The sequence below is a fragment of the Streptomyces sp. LS1784 genome (genome assembly GCF_020103755.1).
Taxonomy (GTDB): domain Bacteria; phylum Actinomycetota; class Actinomycetes; order Streptomycetales; family Streptomycetaceae; genus Kitasatospora.
Window position 1 is genome coordinate 1 of the sequence record NZ_JAHSQD010000784.1, and the last position, 3,004, is coordinate 3,004.

At 75.7% G+C, this 3,004-nt stretch carries 2 protein-coding genes and 1 pseudogene; 2 read left to right on the forward strand and 1 reads right to left on the reverse strand.

All coding sequences use genetic code 11. The annotated features are described in order from the left end of the window. A pseudogene (locus tag KS423_RS42295) lies at nt 1-396 on the reverse strand (N-acetylmuramoyl-L-alanine amidase); the annotation flags it as partial. Nucleotides 397-499: 103 nt separating this feature from the next. On the opposite strand from KS423_RS42295, the gene KS423_RS42300 reads away from it, so the two are divergent. Both KS423_RS42300 and KS423_RS42305 read left to right on the forward strand, forming a co-directional pair. Next, nucleotides 500-1,291: a TIGR03089 family protein gene (locus KS423_RS42300; protein WP_224285024.1), complete on the forward strand. Its 792-nt coding sequence runs from the start codon at nt 500-502 to the stop codon at nt 1,289-1,291. Between the two features lie 36 nt (nt 1,292-1,327). Continuing rightward, on the forward strand, nt 1,328-2,659 hold the full coding sequence (locus tag KS423_RS42305; protein ID WP_224285025.1) for an LCP family protein: 1,332 nt from the start codon (nt 1,328-1,330) through the stop codon (nt 2,657-2,659). The last annotated feature ends 345 nt before the right edge of the window (nt 2,660-3,004 follow it).

A 3,004-nucleotide genomic window follows, 5' to 3' on the forward strand; every position in this document is an offset into this window, starting at 1 on the left:
CCCGGGCCGGACCTCGACCGCGACGCCGTTGCTGCGGCCGGTCCACAGCGGGGCGGTGGCGCCGCGCACCGCGTGGTCGGGGCCGTCCGTGGAATCGGCCTCCAGCCGGTGCCAGTCCGTCCAGCGGCCGGTGGCCGCGTCCCGGGTGCGGACCCGGACCACCGCGCCGGCGAGTGCGTCCGCCGGGCCGTCCCAGCCGAGGCCGAGGAGTTCGAACGGATCGGTGCCGCGCGGGGCGAGGCCGAACCCGGCGGGCAGCGGGAGGGAGGTGGTCGAGCCGCCGCCGGCGAAGTCACGGCGCTGCGGTATCGGTTCGGGGGTCGCGGTGGCGGCGGGCTGGAGGAGGAGGGCAGTGGTGCAGCCGGCGAGCAGGGCGGCTGGGAGTGAGAGGCGCATAAGACGGATCGTCGCGGCAAACCGGACCGCCCGCACGCCGCTCCGCGCCCGTTCGGACGCCCCTCCCGGCCTCCCACCCGAAGGCCGTAGGCTGGGGCGCACCATGACTGCGCCTTTCGCTGCCGATGCCCGCACCCCCGTCGAGCTGCTGCACGCATTCCTGCGCGGCGGCACCCCTTCGGTCGATCCCGCGGCCCCGCTGGTCACCTTCTACGACGACGCCACCGGCGAACGGGTGGAGCTGTCCGCCCGCACCTTCGACAACTGGGTGGCCAAGACCGCCAACCTCCTCCAGGACGAGCTGAACGCCGGCCCCGGCGACCGGGCGGCACTGCTGCTGCCCGCCCACTGGCAGAGCGCCGTCTGGCTGCTGGCCTGCTGGTCGGTCGGGGTGACGGCGGTGCCGAGCGGCGACCCGGCCGCCGCCGACCTGGTGGTCAGCGGCCCGGACGGACTGGAGGCCGCCCAGGCCTGCGAGGGCGAGCGGGTCGCGCTCGCGCTGCGCCCGCTCGGCGGCCGCTTCCCGCAGCGCCCGGACGGCTTCCTCGACTACGCCGCCGAGGTGCCCGGCCAGGGCGACCGCTTCGCGCCGTACTCCCCCGTCGCCCCGGACGGGCAGGCGCTGGAGACCGCGGTGGACGGGCTGCCGCTGAAGCTGACGGGCGAGCAGACCGTGGCACTGGCCCGGGAGGGCGCGGTGCGGCTCGGCCTGAAGCCCGGCGACCGGGTTCTGTCCACCCTCCCGTACGACGACTGGGCGGGCCTGGAGGCCGGTCTGCTGGCGCCGATGGCGGCCGGCGCCTCGGTGGTGCTGTGCCGCAACTCGCAGGCGCTGGACGCCGGGCAGTGGGAGAAGCGAACGGAATCCGAACGGGTGACGCTGCGCCTCGGCTAACCCCCGGCCCGGCCCTGGCGGGTAGGGATCGCTGCCATGGCCGAGGATGACACCGAGCACCCCCCGACCGCCCCTCCCCCGAAGAACGGCCCCGCGCAGGACGGCCCGCCGACGGACGCCCCTGCGGGCGCGACCGGACACCGGCGTCGGCGGTGTCGCCGGCGGTGGCTGACGGCCACCGCCTGCGCCGGCGCGTTCCTGCTGGTCGCCACCGGGGCGCTGCTCTGGGTCGCCTACCGCAAGCTGGACGGCAACATCCGCACCGACTCGGCCACCGACCGGCTGCTCGCCGAGCTGGAGGCCGAGCGGCCGGCCCGCACCGCCGGAGCGCAGGGCGCCGAGAACCTCCTGCTGATCGGCAGCGACGACCGCTCCGGCGCGAACGGCGCGTACGGCGGTGAGGCGGGCGGCCAGCGCTCGGACACCACGATCCTGCTGCACTTGGCCGCCGACCGGAAGCGCGCGACCGCGGTCTCCGTCCCGCGCGACGTCATGGTCGCCGTCCCCGCCTGCGAGCAGCCGGACGGCGCCCGCAGCAAGCCCGCGCTGATGCAGTTCAACCAGGCCTTCCAGACGGGCGGTCCGGCCTGCTCGATCCGGACCGTCGAGCAGCTGAGCGGCATCAGGATCGACCACTACGTGATCCTCGACTTCAGCGGTTTCAAGGCGATGGTGGACGCGATCGGCGGGGTCGAGGTGTGCGTGCCTCAGCCGATCCACGACAAGGACGCCATGCTCGACCTGCCGGCCGGCCGGCGGAGCCTGCACGGCGAGCAGGCGCTCGGCTACGTCCGGGCCCGGGAGAGCCTGGGCGACGGCAGCGACACCCAACGCATGGGCCGCCAGCAGCAGTTCCTGGCCTCGCTGGTCCGCAAGGTGCAGTCGCAGGGAGTGCTGCTGAACCCGGCGAAGCTGTGGCCGGTGCTGGACGCCGCGACCTCCTCGGTCCAGGCGGACGGCGGGCTGTCCTCGCTCGGCGCGCTGTACGACCTCACCCGGGACCTGCGCGGCATCCCCTCGGCGGACGTGGCCCTCCTGACCGCACCGCGCCGCCCGTACCGCTACGACTCGGACCGGGACGAGTTCGTGCAGCCGCAGACCGGCCAGCTGTTCGCGGCGCTGCGGGACGACCAGCCGGTCGCCGTCCGGCCGCCCGGGGTCACGGCCTCGCCCGGCCCGGTCCAGGGGGCGGAACCCTCGCCGGGAACGGCGGCGGGCCCGGAGGCGGGCACCGGAACGGAACCGGAGGCGGGCACCGGAACGGAACCGGAGGCCGAGGTGGCGGCGGCGGACGCATCACCCACGACGGACGCCTCGCCCACCTTCGAGGGACGCACCGCCGACGTGGAAGCCTGCGTCGCGCCCTGAGCCGACCGCCCCTGGGAGCCCCCTCGGGAGCTCCGGCCGGCGCCGCCGACCACTCCTGGTGCTTCCGCAATTGCTCGGCCGCGAGCGCTATTTGCCTCCGCACTGCCGGAACATGGCGCAGATCACATCGGGAACGACTCCCCCGTTCGGCTCGTCTACTGTGTCCGGATCGGCCCGTCCGTACGGGTGGTCCGTAGCCGTGACCGGTCGAAGGTAGGGAACCCCCGTGCACGAGGAGCAACCGGAAGCCGGCCGGTACCGGGTGGACCCGGCCCCCGGCGTCCCCCGGCAGCGCCGCCGGGCCGCCGAAGCGCCCGAGGCGCCGGCCGCGGAGGGCCGCCGGGA

What these genes read in the sequence shown, in the direction of transcription:
- KS423_RS42300 (WP_224285024.1), top strand. Translation starts at nt 500, where the DNA reads ATGACTGCGCCTTTCGCTGCCGATGCCCGCACCCCCGTCGAGCTGCTG.
- KS423_RS42305 (WP_224285025.1), top strand. Translation starts at nt 1,328, where the DNA reads ATGGCCGAGGATGACACCGAGCACCCCCCGACCGCCCCTCCCCCGAAG.